This is a genomic window from Faecalibacterium prausnitzii, from assembly GCF_049532945.1.
In the GTDB taxonomy this organism is placed as follows: domain Bacteria; phylum Bacillota; class Clostridia; order Oscillospirales; family Ruminococcaceae; genus Faecalibacterium; species Faecalibacterium prausnitzii_N.
This window is the reverse complement of sequence record NZ_CP186691.1, coordinates 2,131,640-2,153,382: the sequence shown is the minus strand read 5'-3', so window position 1 is coordinate 2,153,382 and position 21,743 is coordinate 2,131,640. Positions and strand designations below refer to the sequence as shown.

Annotated in this window: 22 protein-coding genes, 1 tRNA gene, 1 pseudogene and 1 other annotated feature; of the genes and pseudogenes, 5 read left to right on the top strand and 19 right to left on the bottom strand. The window is 54.8% G+C overall.

Annotated features, from left to right (window positions below; translation table 11 throughout):
* Positions 1 to 151: 151 nt before the first annotated feature.
* From ACNQFG_RS10660 to ACNQFG_RS10650, 3 genes are all read right to left on the bottom strand, one after another.
* Positions 152 to 448 (bottom strand): hypothetical protein, encoded by a 297-nt coding sequence (locus tag ACNQFG_RS10660; RefSeq protein ID WP_423404883.1) that lies wholly within the window; start codon positions 446 to 448, stop codon positions 152 to 154.
* A 69-nt stretch (positions 449 to 517) separates the two neighbouring features.
* On the bottom strand, positions 518 to 931 hold the full coding sequence (locus ACNQFG_RS10655) for a hypothetical protein (protein WP_118552930.1): 414 nt from the start codon (positions 929 to 931) through the stop codon (positions 518 to 520).
* Positions 928 to 1,176, bottom strand: a complete 249-nt coding sequence (locus ACNQFG_RS10650; protein WP_118552929.1) for a hypothetical protein — start codon at positions 1,174 to 1,176, stop codon at positions 928 to 930. Before ACNQFG_RS10650 ends, ACNQFG_RS10655 begins: the two co-directional genes overlap by 4 nt.
* Before the next feature lie 238 nt (positions 1,177 to 1,414).
* On the opposite strand from ACNQFG_RS10650, the gene ACNQFG_RS10645 reads away from it, so the two are divergent.
* Positions 1,415 to 2,632 carry a tyrosine-type recombinase/integrase gene (locus ACNQFG_RS10645; RefSeq protein ID WP_423404882.1) on the top strand — a complete coding sequence of 406 codons (1,218 nt, stop codon included), beginning with the start codon at positions 1,415 to 1,417 and terminating at the stop codon, positions 2,630 to 2,632.
* Between the two features lie 182 nt (positions 2,633 to 2,814).
* On the opposite strand, the gene recO is transcribed toward ACNQFG_RS10645, so the two are convergent.
* From recO to queA, 10 genes are all read right to left on the bottom strand, one after another.
* Complete coding sequence (recO, locus tag ACNQFG_RS10640) at positions 2,815 to 3,561, bottom strand: DNA repair protein RecO (RefSeq protein ID WP_423404881.1); 747 nt, start codon at positions 3,559 to 3,561, stop codon at positions 2,815 to 2,817.
* A gap of 213 nt (positions 3,562 to 3,774) precedes the next feature.
* The gene (era, locus tag ACNQFG_RS10635) at positions 3,775 to 4,695 is read right to left on the bottom strand and encodes a GTPase Era (RefSeq protein ID WP_423404880.1); all 921 of its coding nucleotides are present in this window, start codon (positions 4,693 to 4,695) and stop codon (positions 3,775 to 3,777) included.
* Positions 4,696 to 4,746: 51 nt separating this feature from the next.
* On the bottom strand, positions 4,747 to 5,238 hold the full coding sequence (gene ybeY, locus ACNQFG_RS10630) for an rRNA maturation RNase YbeY (RefSeq protein WP_423404879.1): 492 nt from the start codon (positions 5,236 to 5,238) through the stop codon (positions 4,747 to 4,749).
* Between the two features lie 53 nt (positions 5,239 to 5,291).
* Entirely contained in the window at positions 5,292 to 6,254 is a 963-nt protein-coding gene (locus ACNQFG_RS10625) for a PhoH family protein (RefSeq protein ID WP_423404878.1), read from the bottom strand.
* A 347-nt stretch (positions 6,255 to 6,601) separates the two neighbouring features.
* Positions 6,602 to 6,677 (bottom strand) — tRNA-Thr (locus tag ACNQFG_RS10620).
* Between the two features lie 83 nt (positions 6,678 to 6,760).
* Entirely contained in the window at positions 6,761 to 7,531 is a 771-nt protein-coding gene (locus tag ACNQFG_RS10615) for a hypothetical protein (RefSeq protein WP_423404877.1), read from the bottom strand.
* A 36-nt stretch (positions 7,532 to 7,567) separates the two neighbouring features.
* The gene (locus tag ACNQFG_RS10610; RefSeq protein WP_097792248.1) at positions 7,568 to 7,954 is read right to left on the bottom strand and encodes a TIGR04086 family membrane protein; all 387 of its coding nucleotides are present in this window, start codon (positions 7,952 to 7,954) and stop codon (positions 7,568 to 7,570) included.
* Between the two features lie 64 nt (positions 7,955 to 8,018).
* Complete coding sequence (gene yajC / locus ACNQFG_RS10605; protein ID WP_423404876.1) at positions 8,019 to 8,333, bottom strand: preprotein translocase subunit YajC; 315 nt, start codon at positions 8,331 to 8,333, stop codon at positions 8,019 to 8,021.
* A gap of 82 nt (positions 8,334 to 8,415) precedes the next feature.
* Positions 8,416 to 9,567, bottom strand: a complete 1,152-nt coding sequence (gene tgt, locus ACNQFG_RS10600; RefSeq protein WP_423404875.1) for a tRNA guanosine(34) transglycosylase Tgt — start codon at positions 9,565 to 9,567, stop codon at positions 8,416 to 8,418.
* A 97-nt stretch (positions 9,568 to 9,664) separates the two neighbouring features.
* The gene (gene queA / locus ACNQFG_RS10595) at positions 9,665 to 10,693 is read right to left on the bottom strand and encodes a tRNA preQ1(34) S-adenosylmethionine ribosyltransferase-isomerase QueA (protein ID WP_005942082.1); all 1,029 of its coding nucleotides are present in this window, start codon (positions 10,691 to 10,693) and stop codon (positions 9,665 to 9,667) included.
* A gap of 170 nt (positions 10,694 to 10,863) precedes the next feature.
* Between queA and asd the strand changes: the two genes are divergently transcribed.
* The 4 genes from asd to ACNQFG_RS10575 all read left to right on the top strand — a co-directional run bounded on the left by asd (position 10,864) and on the right by ACNQFG_RS10575 (position 14,236).
* On the top strand, positions 10,864 to 11,946 hold the full coding sequence (gene asd, locus ACNQFG_RS10590; RefSeq protein WP_294647437.1) for an aspartate-semialdehyde dehydrogenase: 1,083 nt from the start codon (positions 10,864 to 10,866) through the stop codon (positions 11,944 to 11,946).
* 41 nt (positions 11,947 to 11,987) lie between these two features.
* Positions 11,988 to 12,878 carry a 4-hydroxy-tetrahydrodipicolinate synthase gene (gene dapA / locus ACNQFG_RS10585; RefSeq protein WP_423404874.1) on the top strand — a complete coding sequence of 297 codons (891 nt, stop codon included), beginning with the start codon at positions 11,988 to 11,990 and terminating at the stop codon, positions 12,876 to 12,878.
* A gap of 85 nt (positions 12,879 to 12,963) precedes the next feature.
* Positions 12,964 to 13,722, top strand: a complete 759-nt coding sequence (gene dapB, locus ACNQFG_RS10580; protein ID WP_423404873.1) for a 4-hydroxy-tetrahydrodipicolinate reductase — start codon at positions 12,964 to 12,966, stop codon at positions 13,720 to 13,722.
* A gap of 46 nt (positions 13,723 to 13,768) precedes the next feature.
* Positions 13,769 to 14,236 carry an ACT domain-containing protein gene (locus tag ACNQFG_RS10575; protein WP_423404872.1) on the top strand — a complete coding sequence of 156 codons (468 nt, stop codon included), beginning with the start codon at positions 13,769 to 13,771 and terminating at the stop codon, positions 14,234 to 14,236.
* Positions 14,237 to 14,354: 118 nt separating this feature from the next.
* Here the strand turns inward: ACNQFG_RS10575 and tyrS are convergent, their stop codons facing one another.
* From tyrS to dxs, 6 genes and pseudogenes are all read right to left on the bottom strand, one after another.
* Positions 14,355 to 15,575, bottom strand: coding sequence for a tyrosine--tRNA ligase (gene tyrS, locus ACNQFG_RS10570; protein ID WP_423404871.1), 1,221 nt, complete (start codon positions 15,573 to 15,575; stop codon positions 14,355 to 14,357).
* A 64-nt stretch (positions 15,576 to 15,639) separates the two neighbouring features.
* Positions 15,640 to 15,896: a binding site (T-box leader), on the bottom strand.
* 34 nt (positions 15,897 to 15,930) lie between these two features.
* Positions 15,931 to 17,607: a DNA repair protein RecN gene (gene recN / locus ACNQFG_RS10565; RefSeq protein WP_423404870.1), complete on the bottom strand. Its 1,677-nt coding sequence runs from the start codon at positions 17,605 to 17,607 to the stop codon at positions 15,931 to 15,933.
* Positions 17,608 to 17,623: 16 nt separating this feature from the next.
* Positions 17,624 to 18,109 (bottom strand): arginine repressor, encoded by a 486-nt coding sequence (locus tag ACNQFG_RS10560; RefSeq protein ID WP_097792258.1) that lies wholly within the window; start codon positions 18,107 to 18,109, stop codon positions 17,624 to 17,626.
* Positions 18,110 to 18,133: 24 nt separating this feature from the next.
* Entirely contained in the window at positions 18,134 to 18,985 is an 852-nt protein-coding gene (locus tag ACNQFG_RS10555) for an NAD(+)/NADH kinase (RefSeq protein ID WP_423404869.1), read from the bottom strand.
* A gap of 22 nt (positions 18,986 to 19,007) precedes the next feature.
* A complete protein-coding gene (locus ACNQFG_RS10550) occupies positions 19,008 to 19,811 on the bottom strand; it encodes a TlyA family RNA methyltransferase (protein WP_423404868.1) in 804 nt (267 codons plus the stop codon).
* Positions 19,808 to 21,690 (bottom strand): annotated as a pseudogene (gene dxs, locus ACNQFG_RS10545) (1-deoxy-D-xylulose-5-phosphate synthase). The gene ACNQFG_RS10550 and the pseudogene dxs overlap by 4 nt, the downstream one beginning before the upstream one ends.
* Positions 21,691 to 21,743 lie beyond the last annotated feature (53 nt).

Sequence of the window (21,743 nt, the reverse complement as noted above, 5' to 3'; positions counted from 1 at the left end):
ATCAGCTTTGCCAGCCTGACCAGAATCACAACGATCAAAATCCAGATAATCAAGTTAAACATTTTTCATACCACCTTTCTCATAAAGGCGGCTGTATTTTTCGCGTCCAGATAAAAAGAAAGAGCCGCAGATTTCTCCACGGCTCTCGCCTTTAGCAAACGATGTAGTTCGTCGGTTTGGTTACATGCTCGATGATTCCTGCTTTCTTCAGCAGCTCAAAGTCTCGTGCAATGCCGCGCAGGTCATAGTTTTCGAGCCTGAGCTGATACTCGCATTTCTTATGATCCTTATCACCACAGCTTCCCAGCTTGTTCACCAGCGAATTGATGATTCGCGGATCAACATCGCAGTTTCTGCGGATGATTTCTTCCATAAGTGTGCTACGATCAGTCATATCGTCAACACCCTTCACGTCAATGTACATAACGGTCTTTTTTGCCTCAAACATAATAAAATCTCCTTTACATAATCAAATTTTCGTGAACTTTCGTCCATAAAGGAGCCTGAATTTTTCGCGTCATCCGCGTTCTTTGCTGAGAAGCCAGAAAAAATAACGGTAATATTCGTAGTACAGTTCCCTACAGCAGGGGCACCCATTTGCCCGCAGCGCATCGTAGCCAAGTCCCTCCGTGACCCCTCTTAATAAGTACGGCCCGACCGCTGAATCGAATTGCCGCATGCACCCTTCCAGAATATCAATATGGCTTGAGTAATAGACTCGTGCAAGCGCCTGGCGCTCCGTCTGGCTTTCCGGAGGGTCACCTTTGAGGATTCCCGAAATATCGCTGGGTGAAAGCTGCCATCCGTCGATGTAGTTGAGTGCTTTTTTCCAGTCATCGTACTGGCGGCAGAAGTGCTTGAGCTCGTAGTACCGTTCTGCCGGAATATAATAGGGGTTTTTCTTCGAAAGTTTGGCCCGTTCTCCTTTCATTTCTCGCCCCTCCATTCGTAGCCGGTCTGTTCGTAGAGGAGCTTCGGCGAAATATAATAGCTGATCCGACCATACTTCGAGTCCATCTGCCGGACGTCTGTCACAGTGTGCCCGTTCCGTGTTGCCTGGCCGATCGGCAGCCAGCCTGCAATGATTCCAGCTCGCACCCATGCAGGGTCTCGTCCATAGACCCTCGCAGCCACACGCACCGGCACAGACCCCAATTTTAATTTCGCTTTGTCCATTTTACATTACTCCTTTTTACTTATTCTAAGAGCATTTTTCTGCATCTTAGGTTCAAAAGGATATTACCTGACAAAGTGGTCGTCTGCGTGATGTATTTTTTCCTTTTTGCCCTCAAAGGATTGACAATGAAATATTCATCGTTTAACCTAGAATAGCTTTTCAAAAATAAAAAGCCCGATTTTTTTCGAGCTTTCCATTTTGATTTGCGGTATTCTATAAAATTGTAAGGAGGTACCTATGTTAAAACCATGCCCCGAATGTCACAAGAAGGTGAGCGACCAGGCCGTTGCATGCCCTCACTGTGGATACCCGCTAAAAGCACGACAAAAACCGGTGTATGCAAAAACATCACAAAAGCATATGCGGCTTCCAAATGGATTTGGCCAGATCACAGAGATTCAAAATGCGCGTCTTAGGCGTCCATTTCGTGTAATGGTCACCGTCGGAAAATCGCCAGAAGGCCGTCCAATTGTCAAGCCGCTTCAGCCAGTAGCCTATTTTGCAACTTATAATGAAGCGTATCAAGCACTTGTCGAATATCATAGAAATCCGTTCGATCTTTCCAATCTTGTCACGATGGATGAACTATACGCGCATTGGTATGAGGAACGAACAAGAAACGCTTCTCCACAGGCCCTCCGGCAATATAATTCCGTTTGGGCATACGCCGAAGAACTTCACGCCATGCCAATTCGAAGTGTCCGTGCCTGCGATCTCAAGAAGGTCATCATGACAGCCCATCGAACAATTCATGGAAAAGAACGTGCAGCATCTAACAATACGCGAAGCAAGATGAAATCAACATTCGACCAGCTGTTTGATTATGCAATGGCAAACGAGCTGGTAGATAAAAACTGTGCGCGGACGTTTTCGCTCAATATCGAGGCACCAGTCGTCCACAAAGAACACCTTACCTATACAGATGAAGAAATAGACCTTCTGTGGAAAAATATTGATCTTCCATTTGTCGACATTGTGCTGATTCAATGCTATTCGGGATGGCGGCCACAAGAACTTCTGAATCTGAAAACATGTAATGTTGATCTCGAAAAGAAGAGTTTTCAAGGTGGGATGAAAACAAAGGATGGCAAAAACCGCATTGTTCCGATTCACTCTCGGATTTATCCGCTTGTTGAAAAACGCTATCTTGAATCGGTAAACGACAACAGTGAATATCTCATCACGCAGCACTTTCGCAACACAACAAGGGTAATCCAGATGAACTACGATACCTACCTGACCGGGCTGCAAGCGATTGTGAAAGAACTTGGTTTGAATCCGGAACATCGTCCTCACGATGCACGTGTAAGATTTGTCACCGCTGCCAAGAAAGCTAAAGTAGATGAATACGCAATCAAGATCCTAGTTGGGCATCATATTCAGGATATCACCGAAAAGACATATACAAAACGTGACCTTGATTGGATGCGCGACGAAATCGAAAAAATCAATTAAAAATCCATATTGGGTTCATTCTAGCGACACGACTCCAGAAATAGAATTACTGTACGAATTACTTCATTTTCACGGCCTTTTATTGAGCCTTTTTTCGAAAAATAAAACGTAGTTAAAACGTTTTTGATTTGCATCGACTTCGAGCAGTTTCCATAGTAATGATCCCTTTAGAATTTGTTCGGTCAGGGCAGAACGGATTTCAGAAATGAATAGCTCTTCAGCGGCTTGTCGAGGTGGGTCAGCGCGTATTGCTCTGCCACCGCCGACAGCTTGGCCAGACTGCCGACCGAGATCTTGAATGCAAATATTTTTTTGTCGTCCACAAGGCAGATGTGCCGCAGCGCATACAGCGCACCGGCGTCCAAGTTGCACGGCTTCCCTGCCTTCTGCGCACAATCCGGGCAGAGCAGATAGCCCTCCTGCGGGTCGAGATAAAACGACGCATCGTCATACTTTCCGCACACGTTGCAGCAGGCAAGCTGCGGCATAAAGCCGCACTCGCTCATGGTGCGCAGCTCAAACACGGCCTTGATGACGCGCAGATCCGCTTTCTGGCGGCTGATCATGTACAGGCAGTTGAGCAGCAGCCGAAGCTCCTTGCCCGCTTCGGTGCCGGTCGGCGAGAGCGAGACCGCCATCTCATCCAGATACATGGCAAGCCCCATCCCCTCGATGGAGGAAGAAACTCCGTGGAAAATGGTGTTGACCGAAGCCTCCCGGACCGTGTACATATTCCGCCCCGGAACAAGGACAAATTCCGAGTAGCAAAAAAGCCCGCAGGCGCTGAATAATTTACTCTTCAGCCGCAGGCTGTTCGGCGCCGAAGCCGAGATCACACCAAGCTCCGGTGTCAGGATGGTCAGGATCCGGTCAGCCTCTTTGTACCGGGTCTCCCGCAGGACGAGCCCCATCGTTACGATCGTATCCATCAGTATCTTCTCCTGCCGGAACAGCAGGCTGTTCCGCGTTCTGCTGCCTGTAATCCAGGTAGCGGAGGATGTTTCCGGTGCAGGCAAATGCCTGCCAGCGTGCGTCAGCGTCCATAGGCCTCCCCTTTCTGCGCGGCAGATGCCGCCCATGATAGTGTTGCCTTTATCCTAGCGCACCACCCGTGGAAAATCTGTCCGAATCGCGGCGCAGGCTCAGCGATTGTTCGAGTTCTGCTTGAAGCCAAAGTTGTTCAGCAGGAACTCGTTATCGCGCCAATCGGATTTTACCTTTACCCAGCACTGCAGATTGACGCGGCAGCCCAAAAACTCTTCGCAGTCTGCACGGGCAGCACTGGCAATTTTTTTCAGCATTGCGCCGCCTTTTCCAATGACCATGCCCTTGTGGCTTTCGCGCTCGCAGTAGATATTTACATCAATATCGATCAGGTCGGTGCCCGGGCGCTCTTTGAAGCGCTCCACCACAACAGCAATGCCATGGGGGATCTCGTCGCGCATGAACAGCAGGGCCTTTTCACGGATGACCTCCGCCACAAGCTCCTTTTCCGGCATATCCGTGTAGGCATCATCATCAAAATAATGCGGGCCTTCCACAGCATAGCGGCTCAAAGCATCGAACAGCACTTCGCAGCCGTCGTCGGCGCGGACGCTGACGGTATAGATGGCATCAAAGACACCGAGCGCCTTCAGCTCTTCTTTGCGGGCTTCCAGATCAGCAGGCTCCTTGACAAGGTCGGTCTTGTTGATGACTGCAATTGCCGGGCCGCCGCTGCTGCGCAGCATATCCACCAGCACCATTTCCGATTCATTCAGTGCGCCGTAAGGCTCAAACAGCATCATGGAAACATCCACATCTGCAATGGAATCGCTGGCAGTCTTATCCATCCGTTTACCCAGTTTGTTGCGTGCCTTGTGCACACCGGGTGTATCCAGCAGCACATACTGCAGCGGCCCGCGGGTGATCACGCCGGTAATGCGGGTACGGGTGGTCTGCGGCTTGGAAGTGACGATGGCTACCTTTTCGCCAACCAGAAGGTTGGTCAGACTGGATTTGCCTACATTGGGACGGCCAATGACAGCCACAAAAACGGAAGAAGTATCATAATGCTGCTGCATTGGGGCTGCGTTTTTCAAAATAGAACTCCTATCCCTTCCAAGGCTTCTGTGTTATTCCGTGTAGCTGACCGTGCGGGGCAGACCGAGCTGGGTCAGCACGGCCTCTTCCTTCTCACGCATCCGCATGGCTTCCAGACCGCCATTTTCGTGGTCGTAGCCCAGCAGGTGCAGCATGGAGTGCACCGTCAGGAACGCCACCTCACGCTGCAGCGGATGGCCGTAGAGGTTTGCCTGCTCCTGTGCACGCTCCATACTGATGACGATGTCACCCAGCATTTTGCAGCCGTTGTTTTCATCGACATCGTACACGCCGTTTTCGCCCAGAGGGAAGCTCAGCACGTCGGTGGGCATGGGCTTATTGCGGTACTGGTTGTTCAGCTCAGCAATGGCGGCGTTATCCACAAAGGTCACGCTGATCTCTGCAGGAGCTTCAAAATGCTCATACTCCAGCACGGCATTACAGGCACGGCGGATGAGAATGCGCAGACCAGAAGGAACCTTGACGGCCTTCTGTGAATTGGTGATCAAAACTTTATTGGACATAAATCAGTCCACTCCTTTCTTTTTATGCTGCCTTTTTGAAAGCGTTATGGCTCTCAGCGCTTGGCGGGGTGCGCGGCGGCTTCGTATGCTTTGATGATCTCCTGAACCAGACGATGACGCACAACATCCTTTTCGGTAAAGTAGCATTGTGCGATGCCGTCCACATTTTTCAGGATCTGCAGCGCGTCCACAAGACCGCTGCGGGTGCGTTCCGGCAGATCGATCTGGGTCACATCACCGGTAACCACCACCTTGGAGCCGACACCCATACGTGTGAGGAACATTTTCATCTGCTCCGGTGTGGTGTTCTGTGCCTCGTCCAGAATGATAAAGGAATCATCCAGCGTGCGTCCGCGCATATAGGCAAGCGGTGCAACCTCAATGATCTGCTTTTCCACAAGGCGCTCGTAAGTTTCGGCACCCAGCATATCAAACAGGCCGTCATACAGCGGGCGCAGATAAGGGTCTACCTTCTGCTGCAGATCACCGGGCAGAAAGCCCAGTTTTTCACCTGCTTCCACTGCCGGGCGGGTGAGCACGATGCGCGAGACGTCTTTTGCCTTAAAAGCTTTGACGGCCATTGCGACAGCCAGATACGTTTTCCCCGTACCCGCCGGGCCAACGCCAAAGGTGATGGCATTGGTGCGGATGGCATTGAGATATTCCTTCTGGCCCAGTGTTTTGGGCCGGATCGGACGCCCCTTTACGGTGACAGTCACGAAATCCTCCGTCAGCTCTTTGACGCGCTTTTCCTCGCCGTCATGCGCAAGGCTCAAGCAATAGCGCACGGTCTGGTCTTCCAGCGGTGTATGATTCTCGATCAGAAGCAGCATTCCCTCAATGGCACGTGCCGCAGCGGCAACATTGGCGCTTTCACCCGACAGGCGAAGCATTGTGCCCCGGCAGACCGCCGTAACAGAAAATTCGTTCTCCAGCAGACGGATGTTCCGGTCGCAGTTGCCAAAAACAGCTGCGGCGACCTCTACACTATCCAGTTCGATGCTCTTTTCAGCCATACGGCTCCTCCCGAAATCTCAATAGAATTCCATGCTTATTGTACCACCAAAATCTCGAGAAGAAAACTGTGAAAATTGCACAAAATTTTAGCGAAGGAATCTATCGGGCAAAAACTGCCCTCAAATTAGTAAAAGCAGAGCAGCTTTTGCCACTCTGCTTCTTTGGACAGGAAAGTTTCTAACATGCAACAGTTTTACCGCATCCAGTAGCAATACTTCAGAACAATTTTGGAGAAACTCCAAAGACCATGTTGCAAAAAGTGTTACAAAAATTTTTTTCGGGCACTTTGTAAATAAGAAAAAGTCCTACGAATTTCGCAAAATCTAGCGATAATTCGTAGGATTTTTGGAGCTACTGACCTGATTCGAACAGGCGACCTGCTCATTACGAGTGAGCTGCTCTACCAGCTGAGCCACAGTAGCAGACCAATGTTCTGCAACGTGATGTATTCTATCATAAAAGCCGGTGAGTGTCAAGATGGGAATTTATTTTTTGCGCGAACTTCTTAAAATCCCTTCATCTGCCCGCACAGATACAGCATCCCCGTTGCGGCACCGCAGATGGGAAGCAGGAGAAACAATGTGCGGACGAACTGGCCGACCAGACTCCAGGCTCCGGCGGAGTAAAGCGACGTTCCGAAGGAGCAGCGCTGGATCTTTCCACTGACCTGCAGCGCCAGCGCGCCGAACAGACACAGACAGCCGGCGGCAAGCGCGGTCGGAAGCCCGGATGCGGCGGAATAGACCAACAGTGCCTTCCAGTTCAGGTTGGTCAGCAGCTGAAAGGACAGCATCCCTGCCCCGGCCCCATAGAGGATCAGAAAACAGAAAATGGGCAGCGAACCAATTGCGGACAGACCCAGCAGAAGCAAAACGGTCAGCGCCCCGGAGGCGGTCAGAAGTTCCGTCCGGAAAAGGCCCATTGCCTGAGCCGCCGTTTCCGCTACAAAGGAAGTCCGCCAGCAGCTGAGATAATAGTCGAGCGTTTCCAGCTCGCCGGCACTGCACAGAGCAGATAGAACACCCGCAAGAAAGGTCCCGAACAAATACGCACCCGCCAGCAGGATGCAGCTGTGATCGGCTCGCAGAGAGCGTTTCCGGGGCGTTTCCATCGGCTCCTGAACGGCCGGGACCGCTTGCGATGGTACTTCCGCCGGGAGCGGCTCGTTTGGTTCTGGAAGCGTAACGTTGGTCTTGAGCGGTGCGCTATCCGGCACAGACGATGCAGACAGCGGTTCCAAGGGTTCGGACGATTCCGGCTTCTGATAGACCCACATCTTTGAACTCCTCCTGTTTTGCGCTCTCGAATCGTTTCAGTGATGCCGCCGTTCGGTGCGCAGCATCCCGAAGATGCCGCCCAGACAGCCAAATAAAAACACCAGTGCAAACCGCACAAGCTGCATTTCTGCGGGTGCAAACCCGGCATAGAGACCAAACCCGGTCAGGAGCAGTACGAACATCGCCCCCTGGATGGCTCCACAGACCAGCCCACGGCTGCGCTGAAAAAATGCAGCCAGCCACCCGCTGAGCAGGCTGCCCGCGCAGACCGCAGCGCTTGCCATCGGCCAGGCCGCAGCCTGCGAAAGCCCATGCCGGACCATAAGATACGCCAGCCCTGCCATGCAGGCACCGGCAAACGCGCCGCCGATGCCGAACGCCAGCAGCGCCGCTCCTACGGAGATCTTCTTTTGTTCAGACATAAAAACGCGCCTCCCTGCACTACTGTATGCAGGAAGGCGCGTGAAAAAGTACCGGGTCTTGAAATTACTTTTTAGCGGGAGCGTTGTCCATGTTCAGCTTTTCAACAGCGGAAATTGCAGTCTTGGTGAAGCGGATCTTCACACGGTCAGCACCGGTCTCCAGAACAAAGGTGTCGTCCTTGATTGCAACAACACGGCCAATGACACCGCCAATGGTGGTGACCTGATCGCCGATCTCCAGGCTGCAGCGCATTGCGGCATCCTTCTTCTCCTGCTTCTTCTGGGGACGATAGATCATGAAGTACAGCAGAACCAGCATCAGAGCCAGTGTGAAGAACAGGCTGATGTAGCCTTCGGAAGTGGTAGTCAGAAATTGCATGGGGCAAAATCTCCTCTCAAAATTCAGATAAGCTTATTATAAACCCTTCTTCGGGCGGTTGCAAGGCCAAAGTGCGAAAAACTCAGATTCTTGTATCCAGGAGCTTCACATAGCGGTCATGGAAGGCGGTGAAGGTGCCTGCATCCAGCTCATCCCGGATGCGCTCCATCAGATGGTTATAGAACCACAGGTTGTGCATGACGGCAAGGCGCATTCCCAAAATCTCCTCCGCTTTGAACAGGTGGCGGATATAGGCGCGGGAATAGCTGCGGCAGACCGGACAGCCACAGGCAGGATCAATAGGGCGTTCATCGCGCTCATACTTTGCATTCTTGATGTTGATGATACCGCCCCAGGTGTTCAAGTGGCCGTGGCGTGCATTACGGCTGGGCATCACGCAGTCAAACAGATCCACGCCGCGGGAAACTGCCTCAATGATATTGCCGGGGGTGCCAACGCCCATCAGGTAGCGGATCTTATCCTTGGGCATGTGGGGCTCCACCTGACTGATCATTTCATACATCACCTCAGTGGGCTCGCCCACAGCCAGACCGCCGATGGCGTAACCGTCCAAGTCCAAATCGAGGTCTGCGATCTGCTTCATGTGCTCCACACGCAGATCGGCAAAGGTACAGCCCTGATTGATGCCAAACAGCAGCTGATCGGGATTCACGGAAATGCCCTCGTGCTTCAGGCGGGCCATTTCATCCTTGCAGCGCTTCAGCCAACGGGTCGTTCGTTCGCAGCTGGCCTTGGAATAATCGTGCTGTGCGGGGTTCTCTACGCATTCATCAAAGGCCATGGCGATGGTAGAACCAAGGTTTGCCTGGATCTGCATACTCTCTTCCGGGCCCATAAAGATGCGGTGGCCGTCCAGATGGGAGGCAAAGGTCACGCCCTCTTCGGTGATCTTGCGCAGCTTTGCCAGACTGAATACCTGAAATCCACCGCTGTCGGTCAGAATGGGGCCGTTCCAGCGGGTAAATTTGTGCAGACCGCCCATATCGGCTACCAGCTTGTCGCCGGGGCGAAGGTGAAGATGATAAGTATTGCACAACATCACCTGCGCACCGATCTCCTTAAGGTCATGGGCCGAAAGGCCACCCTTGATAGCACCGGCAGTAGCCACGTTCTGAAAAGCGGGCGTCTGCACCGTGCCGTGCACGGTCTTGAACTCGCCCCGCCGGGCGTCGTGTTCCTGCTTGAGCAGTTTGTAGGTCGTCAAAGAAGGCATAGTTTTTATTCCTTTCTGTGCACGGAAAACAGCCGTGCAATCTTCATGAAAAAGCCCGGGATCAGGCTCATCAACAACAGAATAGCGGGAAAAATAATCAAAGAATCAGCATCGCATCGCCAAAAGAGAAGAATCTATAACGTTCCTCCACAGCCACCTTATAGGCTGCCATGGTCTTCTCGTAGCCATACAGGGCCGACACCAGCATGATAAGGGTGCTTTCCGGCAGGTGGAAGTTGGTGATCAGGCCGTCGATGCAGTTGAACTTCACGCCTGGATACAGGAAGATAGAAGTGTTGCCGCTGCAGGCGCGAATCTCGCCGTACTTTGCGGCAACGGCTTCCAGCGTGCGGCAGCTGGTAGTGCCCACTGCGATCACACGGTGACCGGCAGCCTTGGTATCGCGGATCATCTGCGCGGTTTTTTCGTCGATGCAGTACCATTCGCTGTGCATTTTGTGATCCGCGATCTCGTCCTCCTGTACAGGGCGGAAGGTGCCCAGACCCACATGCAGGGTCACTTCAGCAATGTTCACGCCCTTGGCGCGGATGGTATCCATCAGTTCCGGGGTGAAGTGCAGGCCAGCCGTGGGCGCTGCGGCGCTGCCAAGCTCCTTGGCATAGACGGTCTGGTACTGGCTCTGATCCTCCAGCTGCTTGGTGATATAGGGCGGCAGAGGCATTTTGCCAAATTCGTCCAGCTTTTCATAAAGGGTCTCGGTATCGTAATAGAATGTAACGTACTTGTTGCCGTCCTCCATGGTCTCGTCCACCACGGCGGTCAGGCTGCCGTCACCAAAGCTCACCTTCGTGCCGGGCTGCATCCGCTTGCCAGGCTTTGCAAGGCACTCCCACTGGTCGCCTTTGACCTGACGCAGCAAAAGCAGCTCACACACAGCACCGGTGGGCTGCTTGACGCCCACGATGCGGGCAGGCAGGACCTTGGAATTGTTTACCACCAGCAGGTCGCCCGGCTCTAAAAATTCCGGTAGATCGTGGAAGATCTTGTGCTGGATGCTGTCGTCTTTCTGGCTCAGCACCATCAGCCGTGCAGAGTCTCTGGGGTCAGCCGGCTCCTGTGCAATGAGTTCTTTGGGTAAATCATACCAAAAATCTTTTTTTAACATAGCGTGCAATTTGCCTTTCCGATGATTGACACGGACACCGTATCAATGATATCATAAAATCTGTATAAACAGTATCTATTATATTGCATCGCTGTCCGGTTTGCAAGCCGTGAATCTATGTAATAGAAATATTTATTGAGTTCGCTTTCACGAAAGGAAAGGTGCTGGAAATGGAAAAACAGTATAAAGTGGGTATCGTAGGTGCGACTGGTATGGTCGGTCAGCGTTTTGTGACGCTGCTGGAAAATCACCCCTGGTTCAAGCTGACCGTTCTGGCTGCATCCGGCCGCAGCGCCGGCAAGACCTATGAGGAAGCTGTCGGTCCCCGCTGGGCCATGACCTCCCCCATGCCGGAAAGTGTCAAGAAGATGGTAGTTTTGGATGCATCCAAGGTGGAAGAGGTTGCTTCTCAGGTGGATTTTATCTTCTGTGCAGTCAACATGCCCAAGGATGAGATCAAGGCTCTGGAAGAGGCCTATGCAAAGGCTGAGTGCCCGGTGGTGTCCAACAACAGTGCAAACCGCTTTACCCCGGATGTGCCCATGGTGGTGCCCGAGATCAACGCCGACCACATCGAGATCATCCCCGCACAGCGCAAGCGTCTGGGCACCAAGCGCGGCTTTATTGCCGTCAAGTCCAACTGCAGCCTGCAGAGCTATGTTCCCGCCCTGCACCCGTTGATGAAGGACTTCGGCGTCAGCAAGGCTTTGGTGTGCACCTATCAGGCCATTTCCGGTGCAGGTAAGACCTTTGACCGTATGCCCGAGATCGTGGACAACGTGATCCCCTACATCGGCGGCGAGGAAGAAAAGAGCGAGCGCGAGCCGCTCAAGCTGTGGGGCCACATTGAGGGCGACCACATCGTCAACGCCGAGAAGCCCACCATCACTGCACAGTGCTTCCGCGTGCCTGTCTCCGACGGCCACACCGCTGCCGTGTTTGTAAGCTTTGAGAAGAAGCCCACCAAGGAGCAGATTTTGGAGGCATGGGCAAACTTCCGCGGCCCCGCACAGGAGCTTGACCTGCCCAGCGCACCCAAGCAGTTCCTGCATTACTTCACCGAGCCGGATCGTCCGCAGCCCAAGCTGGACCGAAACACCGAGAACGGCATGGCTGTGTGCATCGGCCGCCTGCGCGAGGACACCCTGTTTGATTACAAGTTCGCCTGCATGAGCCACAATACTCTGCGCGGTGCCGCCGGCGGCGGTGTTCTGCTGGCCGAGCTGCTGGCCGCAAAGGGCTATTTCGACTAAGTATATTTTGCGCAAAAGCGCATACAAAGGAGTTTTAGGCTATGAAGAATCCTGTCTTTACCGGCGCGGGTGTTGCCATTATCACCCCGATGTACGAGGACGGAAGCATCAACTTTGACGAGCTGGGCCGCATTATTGAGGATCAGATCGCGCACCATACCGATGCCATCATCATCTGCGGCACCACCGGCGAGTGCTCTACTATGACCGATGAGGAGCAGCTTGCCGCCATCAAGTATACGGTGGATGTTGTCAACCACCGCGTGCCCGTCATTGCAGGCGCTGGCTCCAACGATACCGACCACGGCTGCGCACTGGCCGCAAAGTCTGCCGAATGCGGCGCAGACGCTCTGCTGATGGTGACTCCCTACTACAACAAGACCTCTCAGGCTGGTCTGGTGGCTCACTTCACCGCCATGGCTGAGGCTGGCGGCATCCCGGTGATCATGTACAACGTGCCTTCCCGCACCGGCCTGAACATTGCCCCGGAGACTGCTCTGGAACTGAGCAAGCATCCTCTGATCAACGGCATCAAGGAAGCTTCCGGCAACATCTCTCAGGTAGCCAAGATCGCACAGCTGTGCGGCGACGAGCTGAACATTTATTCCGGCAACGACGATCAGGTGGTTCCCCTGCTGGCTCTGGGCGGCAAGGGCGTGATTAGCGTCGTGTCCAATGTCAAGCCGGAGCTGGTGCACAACTGCTGCAAGGCCTGGTTCGACGGCGACACCCGGAAGGCCTGCCAGCTGCAGCTGGAAATGCTGCCGCTGGCAGATGCTTTGTTCTGTGAAGTGAACCCCATTCCGGTGAAGTACGCCATGAATGTGCTGGGCTGGAACGCCGGTGCCTGCCGCCTGCCTCTGGTGGAGCCCAGCGACGCGCACAAGGAGAAGATCGAACAGGCGCTTGCCGCAGAAGGCCTCCTGAAATAACAACAGAACAACGCACAAATGCCCGGTGGAACGTTCTTCCGGGCATTTGGCCTTTTCGGAAAATCAAAGAACGAGGTAAGATCAAATGACGGATATTGTGATTCAGGGCATCGGCGGCCGCATGGGCCATGTGCTGTGTGATATGATCGCACAGCGCGAGGACTGCCGCGTGATTGCAGGCATCGACCTGAAGGATGGCGAACAGAACGGCATCCCTGTGTATGACAGCCTGGAAAAGCTGGACGGCAAGGGCGATGTGATCATCGATTTCAGCTCTCCGGCCGCTGTGGAAAAGGCTCTGCCCTACTGTGAAGCTCACAAACTGCCCATCGTGGTGTGCACCACCGGCCTTTCGGAAGAGCTGCAGCTCAAGGTGGTGCAGCTATCCCGCACGGTGCCGGTGTTCAAGAGCGCTAATATGTCCATGGGCATCAATGTGCTGTCGGAACTGTGCAAGCGCGCTTCGGCTATTCTGGGTGTGAACTACGATGTTGAGATCGTGGAGCAGCACCACCACAACAAGCTGGATGCACCCAGCGGCACCGCTCTGATGCTGGCCGATGCCATCAATGAGCAAAACAATGGCGAATATCATTATGTTTACGACCGTTCTTCTGTCCGCCAGAAGCGCGACCCGAAGGAAATTGGTATCAGTTCCGTGCGCGGCGGCAGCATCGTGGGTGATCACGAAGTGCTGTTCTGCGGCCCGGATGAAGTGATCACCCTCAAGCACACCGCTTACTCCCGCAATATTTTTGCAAACGGCGCTGTGAATGCAGCAGTTTACCTTGCAAAAAAGGAGCCGGGCCTGTACAATATGGGTGATATGATCGCAGAAATGTGATCCTGCCGGATCTTGCAGCCCGTATGGGCAGAATGGAGTGTTTACTATGTACGGAGTATCGAAGATCAATATTGAGCCGAGCCTCATGATGATCAGTGTGCAGGATGTAGAGTTCAAGGGCAACAGCCTCGCACGTTACCTGCAGATCTTTGCAGATAACGGTGTGGTCGTAGATATGATCAGCCAGAGTGCACCCCATGGCACCACCATCGATTTCAGCTTTACCGCTTCCAGCAGTGATCTTCCGCTGGTGATGAAGGCTATTTCCGTTGCAAATCTGGACAAGGATGCCAAGGCTTCCCCGCTGATCAGCGTGGGTTATTCCAAGCTGAACCTGTTTGGTGAAGAAATGGTCACCAGCTGCGGCGTAGCTGCCCGTGCACTGAATTCTCTGGCAATGGCCGGCATTGAAGTACTGCTTATCACCACCAGCGATCTGGATATTTCCCTGCTGGTTCGCGCAGAAAACGAAGATGCTGCCTATGATGTGCTGAAGAAGGCATTCGATCTGTAAAAAAGCCCGATCGATCCCGGAATATTTCAACGTGCAACAAGAGCCGCCTGCTTCTCGGTTTTGAGAAGCGGGCGGCTCTTAATGTTATGGGTGGTTTGCTGTGTTTTGCAAAAGCGCTTTACAGAGTGACCTTGTGGTAGATCTTCTTGCCCTTCTTGATCACAATACCCTTTGCCAGCTGCTCAGCAGTGAAGCCAACGGTGGGAGCGGCTACCTTCTCGCCATCCACCAGAACACCGCCCTGCACGACCAGACGGCGTGCCTCGCCGTTGGATGCTGCCAGACCAGCCTTGACCATCAGGGTCAGGATGCCGATGGAGCCATCGGTCAGGTCGGCCTCGGTCAGCTGAGTAGAAGGCATGTGCTCGGTATCGATTGCGCTGCCGCTGAACAGTGCGCGGGCAGCATTCTGGGCCTTTTCGGCCTCTTCTTTGCCATGGACCATGCTGGTCAGCTCGTAAGCCAGAATTTCCTTAGCTTCGTTCAGGCGCTGATCCTTCCATGTGCTCATCTCGTCGATCTGCTCCAGCGGCAGGAAGGTGAGCATACGGATGCACTTCATCACATCGGCATCGCCCACATTGCGCCAGTACTGGTAAAACTCGAATGGACTGGTCTTGTTGGGATCCAGCCAGACGGCATTGCCGGCGGTCTTGCCCATCTTCTTGCCCTGAGAGTCGGTCAGCAGGGTGATGGTCATAGCATAAGCGTCCTTGCCCAGCTTGCGGCGGATCAGCTCGGTGCCGCCCAGCATGTTGCTCCACTGGTCGTCGCCGCCGAACTGCATATTGCAGCCGTAGTGCTGGAACATGTAGTAGAAGTCGTAGCTCTGCATGATCATGTAGTTGAACTCGAGGAAGGACAGGCCCTTCTCCATGCGCTGCTCGTAGCACTTTGCGCGCAGCATGTTGTTCACGGAGAAGCAGGCACCCACATCACGCAGCAGTTCCACGTAGTTCAGGTTCAGCAGCCAGTCTGCATTGTTCAGCATCAGTGCCTTGCCCTCAGAGAAGTCGATGAACTTTTCCATCTGCTTTTTGAAGCATGCGGCATTGTGGGCGATATCCTCTTTGGTCAGCATCTTGCGCATGTCGGTACGGCCGGAGGGGTCGCCGATCATGGTAGTGCCGCCGCCGATCAGGGCAATAGGCTTGTTGCCTGCCATCTGCAGGCGCTTCATCAGGGTCAGGGCCATAAAGTGGCCTGCGGTCAGGCTGTCGGCAGTGCAGTCAAAGCCGATGTAAAAGGTTGCCTTGCCATTGTTGATCAGGTCGATGATCTCTTCATCGGTGATCTGAGCCACCAGGCCGCGGGCCTTGAGTTCTTCGTACAGAGTCATGATTTTTTCCTCCTGTTTGTGGGCAGAGGGAAAAATAAAACACCCCCTGCCAAAAATGAATTTGGCAGAGGGCGAGAAAATTCGCGGTACCACCTCTGTTTGCCGCTTCCTCACAGAAACGACCTCACGAGTGCACACCCCAGAGTAGAGAGACACTCCTGCGTTTGTAACGCTCGCACGCGGCACGGCCTACTAGAGAGTTCTCTCATTCGGCTTACAGCTCCGGGAGGTATTTCCCCTGCTGCTCTGCGGCCCCTTACACCAACCGGGGTTTCTCTGGACAGAACACTTCAAGGTACTTGTTCCCTTCATCGCCTTTCAACAAAAGCCAGTGTAGCACAATTCCAGAAACTTGTCAATCACGAGTTTCGCTCTCGGCAAGGCCCAGCATTTCGCGGGCATTGGCACGCGAAAGCTCGGTAACGTGGTCGCCGGAGATCAGCCGGGCCAGTGCTTCCACCCTGCCCTCCTCATCCAACGGATGGATCTCGGTATAGGTGCGGTCATTGGCTACATTTTTCTGAATCAGCAGATGGCAGTCGGCTAGAGCGGCGATCTGTGCCGTATGCGTGATACAGAGGATCTGATGATCCTGCGCGCTCTGCTTGAGCACCTCGCCGATGCGGCTGGCCGCCTTGCCAGAAACACCGCTGTCGATCTCATCATAGATCACGGTAGGCACGGCATCCTTATCAGCCATTGCATTTTTGATGGCCAGCGTGATGCGGCTCAGCTCGCCGCCGGAAGCAATTTTTGCAAGGGGTTTGGGCGCCTCACCGGGGTTTGTGGAAATGTAGAACTCGATGCTGTCCTGCCCATGGCTTGCCAGCGGGCCGCGGGTATGGCGCAGTGTCATGCGCACGCCCGGCATGTTCAGAAAATCCAGCGTGCCGGAAATACGCTTGTTCAGCTCTTCAAAAGCGCGCAGGCGCGTCTGGGTCAGGACCTCGGCCTTGTCCCGCGCCAGAACATACAGACGGTGTTTTTCCGCCTGCAGATGTTCGGCCCGCTCCTGCGAAAACTGGATGCGGTCCAGCTCCTCCCGCGCGGCCTTTCCAAAGGCGATGATGTCTTCTACCGTATCACCATATTTGCGCTTGAGCTTGTAGATCAGATCCAGACGCTGCTCAATCTCGTCCAGCTCCGCATCGTTGGTATCATATCCGTCCAGCCGCCCGATGAGGTCCGCCGAGACGTCTTTGGCCGTATAATAGAGATCGAGCAGCTGCCCGGCGGCATCCGAAAGCGTGTTGTCCACCTGCGCCGTTGCGTCGATTGCGTTGGAGGCTTCACCCAGCAGGTCCACTGCGCCGGGCGTCTCATCATCGCCGGAAAGAAGCGCATAGCACTGAGAGATCCGCTCCCGGATGGTGGAGGCGTTCGCCAGCACCTTGCGGCGGGCGTTCAGCGTCTCCTCCTCGCCTTCGGTCAGGGCGGCATCCTCGATCTCCTGCACCTGATAGCTCAACAGATCGATTCTGCGCTGCTTTTCGGCTTCGTCGGTGATCATGGCATCCAGCTCTTTTTTGACCTTGATGAGCTCCCGGTAAACGGTATAATACGCCTGAAATGCGGCACCATTCTGCGCATAGGCATCCAAAATCCCCTCGTGATGGGCCGGGTTCAGAAGGCCCACAGAGTCGTGCTGACCGTTGATATTGATAAGTCCTCCGCACAGCTCCCGCAGAACCGCAGCCGTTGCAGGCATTCCGTTGATGCGGCAGGTGCTTTTGCCCTCGGCTGTGATCTCGCGGCTGAGCATCAGTGCATCCGAGCGCTCGTAGCCCGCCTTCTCAAGGCTGTCCAGCACCGTACCGGGCACCTCCTCAAAGGCTGCACGGATCACCGCCTTGGAGGCCCCTGTGCGCACAAGGTCTTTGGACGTCCGGTTGCCGAGAATGGCATTGATGGAATCGATCAGGATCGACTTGCCGGCACCAGTCTCACCGGTGAGGACGTTCAGACCCTTTTCAAAATGCACGTTGGCTTTCTGGATCACAGCAACATTTTCAATTTGCAGGCTGCTCAGCATGGTAATTTCTCCCGCATTATTTCTGTCCGATGTGGTGGGTCAGCTCCGAGCAGATCGTTTTTGCATCACGCTCCGACCGTGCAACGATCAGGAAGGTATCATCGCCGGACAAGGTTCCGACAACATTTTTCCATTTCAGGGCGTCAAACACTTCACAGGCGGCATTCGCCATGCCGGAGTAGCATTTGACCAGAACGACGTGTCCGGCAAAATCCACCCCCAGAACAGACTCGTGGAAGATCGTCTCAAAACGGCCCTGGATCTTCGGGTTCAGCGCCTCGTTGTGGCTGGAAACATACCGGTAGCCGGTGCTCGTGGCCGCTTTGACCAGGCTGAGCTCCCGGATATCGCGGGAGATCGTGGCCTGTGTGGCATCGAATCCCTCATTTCGCAGGTGGTCGAGCAGGGACTCCTGACGGCTGATCGGATGCTCCTGGATCAGCCGCAGGATCGTCTGCTGACGCTCCCGCTTGCTTTTGGCATCGCCTCGGCTGCTGGCCATATCGGTTCCCCTTTCTGTCAAAACTTACCGTCTGCCGCGCAGTTTCTGGTCAATGGCCTGGAACTGATCTGCTTTTCCGAAGGTGATGAGCTGCACGATCTGGTCGCTCAGCCGCACTTCGGCGGTGGCACCGGCATGCAGAGAATAGCCTGCCGCACCATCGCAGCTGACGAAGACTTCCTCGTCCGCGACCTGACCGACGCAGATGTTGATCTTGCGCTCCTGCGCAAACACCATGGCCGGGCTGGCCAGACTGTGCGGGCAGATAGGCGTTACAACAACGCCCTTCGTCTGGGAATCCAGGATCGGCCCGCCCGCCGCCAGCGAATACGCTGTGGAGCCGGTGGGCGTTGCAACGATCACACCGTCCCCACGGTAGTGCTCTACTAAAATATCATCGCAGTAAATGCTGAAATCGATCGCCTGCTGCAGGCGGCCCTTTGTGACCACCACGTCATTCAGGGCGTGGCCCTCCCAGCCATCGTGGCCAAGAACGCGGACATACAGCAGCATCCGGTTGTCCAGCAGATAATCTCCCCGCGCAACGGCAGAGAGCTTCTGTTCCATCTCGTTGATCTCACAGGTGGCCAGAAAGCCGCAGCGCCCCAGGTTGATGCCGAGGATGGGCTTCCGGTATTCCAGCGAGAGGTTGGCCTCGTGCAGGATGGTGCCATCCCCGCCGATGGTTAGGATGACATCCGTTTTTTCGAGGCATTCCTCCTGCGGCAGATACTCCACGCCCATCGTGTCGCATTCGGCCTTGAGGTCGGTCTGCATCAGCACCCTGGCACCGTGGGTCAGCAGGATCTGCGCGGCCCGCTGCGAGATGCCGTAGGCCATCGCTTTACCGGGGTTGGGTGAAATATAAACAGTCACACCCAGCACCTTCTTTCTGCTCTCAGTGGTCCAGCGTCGAATGGCTGGCTTCCACGACCTGTTTTGCCACGCTGTCGTCCAGCACGGAAGGTTCACCGCTCTTCTGCACGAACATCAGGTATTCAATGTTGCCTTCCGGGCCTTTGACGGGGCTGAAATCCAGCCCGCGCACGGCGAAGCCGTTGGCCGCTGCGTAGCCCATGGCATTGTGCAGCACTTCACGGTGGGTAGCAGGGTCGCGCACCACACCGTTCTTGCCAACCTTTTCGCGTCCAGCTTCAAACTGCGGCTTGACCAGACAAACGCCCATGGCATCCGGCGTTGTGATTGCCTGTGCCACCGGGAAAATATGGTGCAGCGAGATAAACGAGACATCCACACTGAAAAATTCAATGGGTTCGCCCAGCTGGTCGGGGGTGACGCTGCGGATGTTCGTGCGCTCCATGTTCACTACGCGCTCGTCTGTGCGCAGACTCCATGCAAGCTGTCCATAGCCGACATCCACCGCATAGACCTTGACGGCACCGTTCTGCAGCATACAATCCGTAAAGCCGCCGGTAGATGCTCCAATGTCCATGCAGACCTTGCCATTGGGTGTAAGCGGGAAACACTTCATAGCTTTTTCCAGCTTCAGGCCGCCGCGGCTGACATAGCCAATGTCGTGCCCGCGCACTTCCACCTTGGCATCTTCCTTGATCATCTCTCCGGCCTTGTCCACCTTTTGCTCATTGACAAAAACGATGCCGGACATGATCAGCGCCTTTGCGCGCTCACGGCTCTGTGTCAGACCATGCTGAACAAGATATTGGTCCAATCGGATTTTCAAGATGCAGTTTCTCCTTTCCTGTGCTCACGGACTGCCTGCGCCAGATGGGCGGCGTCCAGACCGGTCGCCTCCTTGATCTGCGGGACGGTCGCGTGGGGCAGACGAACGTTTTCAACGGCCCGGTGGATGTAAGTTCCCTTCCAGCCTGCCTGATACAGTGCGGCTTCGAGGTGCTCGCCGATGCCGCCGCAGGCGACACACTCTTCGGCAAACAAAACGACCGGATAACGACGGATTTCATCAATGAGATCATCTGTAAAGGGGAACACCTTTACAAGCTTATAAACATCGCAGGGCAGGTTTCCCTCCCCCAGAAGCTGAGCTGCCTGGAGCACATCCTCCACTTCGTCGGCGTAGCTGACCAGTGCAACCTGCGCGCCGGGTGCCGTGTGCATCCGGTCGTACGCTTTGCCCGAACAGCCGTAAGCCGCCAGCACCGCGCTTTCGCCGCCGCGCGGATAGCGGATGGCGCGGGGGCCTTTTTGATCTTTGCCCAGCAGAATCGGCAGCCAGTGCCGCAGCTCTGCATAGTTCGACGGCGAATAGATGGGGATGCCGACTTGGCTCAGGAAAGCCGGGTCAAAGATGCCCTGATGGGTCTCACCATCGGCCGGGACAAAACCGGCACGGTCGATGGCGAAGACGACATTCTCATTGAGCAGATTGACGTCGTGGATGATCTGGTCATAGGAGCGCTGTAAAAAGGTGGAATAAATGCAGACCACCGGCAGCATCCCCTGGCTGGCAAGACCGGCGGCAAAAGTCACTGCATGCTGCTCGGCCATGCCCACATCAAAGAACCGCTCCGGGTGCGTGTGTGCAAAGAATTGCAGACCGGTGCCGTACTTCATCGCTGCCGTGATGGCGCAGATGGTTTTGTCCGCTGCTCCCTCCTGATTCAGCAGGTTGCCGAATACGGTCGAGAACGACTCCTTCGGGGCGACCTCCGGGTCCGGGATGCTGTCGATGAGGTCGAACTTCGAGACCCCATGGAAGTTGCCGGGGTTGCTCTCGGCGGGCGCGTAACCCTTGCCCTTTTTCGTGACGACATGCAGGAAGTGCGGGCCGGGCTGCTTATGGATGCTGCGCAGAATCCGCTCAACTTCCTGTTCATTGTTGCCGTCAAAGGGGCCGTAGTAATGGAAGCCCATATCCTCGAACATGGTAGAGTGGTACATGGCGCGGCGCACCATGGCCTTGCTGTTCTGGATGGTCACCTTGAGCGGTGTGCCAACCACAGGCACGTGGTCCAGAAAGCTGCGCACGTTCTCCTTGGCATCGAAGTAGCGGTTGGTGGTGCGCAGACGCTTGAGGTAGCGGGACAGCGCACCGACATTTTTAGAAATGGACATCTTGTTGTCGTTCAGAACGACGAGCAGATTGTCCAGGCTGCCGATGTTGTTCATGCCCTCGTAGACCATGCCGCCGGTAAAGGCACCATCGCCGATGAGCACGATCACCTGCCCCGGCTCCCCCGCAGCTTTTTGGCCCACGCCATGCCGATCGCAAGCGAAAGCGCCGTGTTTCCGTGCCCGGCAATGAATGCATCGTGTTCACTCTCGTTTGGGTTCGGGAAACCGGACAGGCCATCGAGCTGGCGGAGCTTTGCAAAGCCCTCGCGGCGGCCGGTCAGTAGCTTGTGCGTATAACACTGGTGGCCCACATCGAACACGATCTCGTCCTGCGGGGTCGCAAAGACGCGGTGCAGCGCTACCGTCAGCTCCACAGCCCCCAGGTTGGAGGCCAGATGGCCACCGGTCTTGGATACGTTTTCCAATAAAAATTCGCGGATGTCCGCACAAAGCTGCTCGACCTGCTGGCCGGAGAGCTTTTTGAGATCGCTGGGCTGCGAGATTTTTTCCAGCAAAGGCGAATTCATAGATTCACGTCCTTCTCACAATTTGGAATCGGCGGGACTGCCCGCCAGAAATC

What these genes read in the sequence shown, in the direction of transcription:
- ACNQFG_RS10660 (WP_423404883.1), bottom strand. Translation starts at nt 448, where the DNA reads ATGTTTGAGGCAAAAAAGACCGTTATGTACATTGACGTGAAGGGTGTT.
- ACNQFG_RS10655 (WP_118552930.1), bottom strand. Translation starts at nt 931, where the DNA reads ATGAAAGGAGAACGGGCCAAACTTTCGAAGAAAAACCCCTATTATATT.
- ACNQFG_RS10650 (WP_118552929.1), bottom strand. Translation starts at nt 1,176, where the DNA reads ATGGACAAAGCGAAATTAAAATTGGGGTCTGTGCCGGTGCGTGTGGCT.
- ACNQFG_RS10645 (WP_423404882.1), top strand. Translation starts at nt 1,415, where the DNA reads ATGTTAAAACCATGCCCCGAATGTCACAAGAAGGTGAGCGACCAGGCC.
- recO (WP_423404881.1), bottom strand. Translation starts at nt 3,561, where the DNA reads ATGGATACGATCGTAACGATGGGGCTCGTCCTGCGGGAGACCCGGTAC.
- era (WP_423404880.1), bottom strand. Translation starts at nt 4,695, where the DNA reads ATGCAGCAGCATTATGATACTTCTTCCGTTTTTGTGGCTGTCATTGGC.
- ybeY (WP_423404879.1), bottom strand. Translation starts at nt 5,238, where the DNA reads ATGTCCAATAAAGTTTTGATCACCAATTCACAGAAGGCCGTCAAGGTT.
- ACNQFG_RS10625 (WP_423404878.1), bottom strand. Translation starts at nt 6,254, where the DNA reads ATGGCTGAAAAGAGCATCGAACTGGATAGTGTAGAGGTCGCCGCAGCT.
- ACNQFG_RS10615 (WP_423404877.1), bottom strand. Translation starts at nt 7,531, where the DNA reads ATGTGGGTCTATCAGAAGCCGGAATCGTCCGAACCCTTGGAACCGCTG.
- ACNQFG_RS10610 (WP_097792248.1), bottom strand. Translation starts at nt 7,954, where the DNA reads ATGTCTGAACAAAAGAAGATCTCCGTAGGAGCGGCGCTGCTGGCGTTC.
- yajC (WP_423404876.1), bottom strand. Translation starts at nt 8,333, where the DNA reads ATGCAATTTCTGACTACCACTTCCGAAGGCTACATCAGCCTGTTCTTC.
- tgt (WP_423404875.1), bottom strand. Translation starts at nt 9,567, where the DNA reads ATGCCTTCTTTGACGACCTACAAACTGCTCAAGCAGGAACACGACGCC.
- queA (WP_005942082.1), bottom strand. Translation starts at nt 10,693, where the DNA reads ATGTTAAAAAAAGATTTTTGGTATGATTTACCCAAAGAACTCATTGCA.
- asd (WP_294647437.1), top strand. Translation starts at nt 10,864, where the DNA reads ATGGAAAAACAGTATAAAGTGGGTATCGTAGGTGCGACTGGTATGGTC.
- dapA (WP_423404874.1), top strand. Translation starts at nt 11,988, where the DNA reads ATGAAGAATCCTGTCTTTACCGGCGCGGGTGTTGCCATTATCACCCCG.
- dapB (WP_423404873.1), top strand. Translation starts at nt 12,964, where the DNA reads ATGACGGATATTGTGATTCAGGGCATCGGCGGCCGCATGGGCCATGTG.
- ACNQFG_RS10575 (WP_423404872.1), top strand. Translation starts at nt 13,769, where the DNA reads ATGTACGGAGTATCGAAGATCAATATTGAGCCGAGCCTCATGATGATC.
- tyrS (WP_423404871.1), bottom strand. Translation starts at nt 15,575, where the DNA reads ATGACTCTGTACGAAGAACTCAAGGCCCGCGGCCTGGTGGCTCAGATC.
- recN (WP_423404870.1), bottom strand. Translation starts at nt 17,607, where the DNA reads ATGCTGAGCAGCCTGCAAATTGAAAATGTTGCTGTGATCCAGAAAGCC.
- ACNQFG_RS10560 (WP_097792258.1), bottom strand. Translation starts at nt 18,109, where the DNA reads ATGGCCAGCAGCCGAGGCGATGCCAAAAGCAAGCGGGAGCGTCAGCAG.